General features: G+C 65.3%; 2 protein-coding genes. Both read left to right on the forward strand.

What is annotated here, in order from left to right:
- Window positions 1–91 precede the first annotated feature (91 nt).
- Window positions 92–583: a helix-turn-helix domain-containing protein gene (locus tag KJS59_RS30590; protein WP_213457469.1), complete on the forward strand. Its 492-nt coding sequence runs from the start codon at window positions 92–94 to the stop codon at window positions 581–583.
- A gap of 14 nt (window positions 584–597) precedes the next feature.
- On the forward strand, window positions 598–1094 hold a 497-nt coding region (locus tag KJS59_RS30595; protein ID WP_249715190.1), incomplete at its 3' end, for an IS630 family transposase.

Genomic DNA, 1094 nt, shown 5'->3' on the forward strand with positions numbered 1-1094 from the left:
AGTGGCGTGTCGCCGCTTATCGGCGGTGTTGTTGCGGTGTGCTGTTCCCTGACGGGTTCCTTCCCTCTCAGCCCGTTAGGAACGAGTCGAGATGGCGAGGATGAAGTCGCGTCCGGTGGTGTTGAGTGCTGCTGATCGCGAGTGGTTGACCAAACGGGTTCGTACGGGGTCCTACCCGGCTCAGCAGGTACGCCGGGCGCGGATTCTGCTGGAACTGGACGAGAACGATCCCGATCGTCTCGAACGCGGTGAACCGGTGCCGACCCAGGAGGTAGTCGCCGAGCGTGCCGGGGTGCACGTGGACACAGTGGTGAAGACCTCGAGGGTCTACGCCGAGCGTGGCAGGGACGTCGAGGAGACCATCACGCGCAAGAAGCGCCTCAGTGCGCCGGTGGATCCGAAGGTGACCGGTGAGGTCGAGGCCCGGCTCATCGCGCTGGCCTGCTCGGCGCCGCCGCAAGGCCACGCGCGTTGGTCGCTGCGGCTGCTGGAGAAGCATGTCGCGTTGATCGATGATATTCCTGACCTGGACCACTCCACGATCGGCCGGATCCTCAAAAGGGGGCGCTTCGTCCTCACCTGAAGAAGTGCTGGACCATCCCACCCAAAGCCCATGGTGAGTTCGCCGCCCGGATGGAAGACGTCCTGGACGTCTACGCCCGCCCCCACGATCCTGCGGTGCCGGTGGTGTGCATGGATGAGAAGCCCTACCAGCTCCTCGCGCACGCCCGTGCCCCGATCCCCGCAGCACCCGGCCGTGACCGCAAAGAGGACTCCGAATACGTGCGCCATGGAACGTGCTCGATCTTCGTGTGGGTCGAACCCCTGGCCGGCCGCCGACGCGTCATCGCCCGACCACGGCGAACCCGGGTGGACTGGGCGCACGAGGTTGACCACCTCCTCACCGTCGACTACCCCGACGCCGCCACGGTCGTGCTGGTGATGGACAACCTCAACACCCATACCCTCGGATCACTCTACGAGGCCCTCGAACCAGCCAAAGCGCATGCGTTGGCCCAGCGACTCGAGATCCACTACACCCCCAAGCACGGATCCTGGCTCAACGTCGCCGAAATCGAACTCTCCGCCCTGCC

The sequence above is a fragment of the Rhizomonospora bruguierae genome (genome assembly GCF_018397995.1).
Taxonomy (GTDB): Bacteria; Actinomycetota; Actinomycetes; order Mycobacteriales; family Micromonosporaceae; genus Rhizomonospora; species Rhizomonospora bruguierae.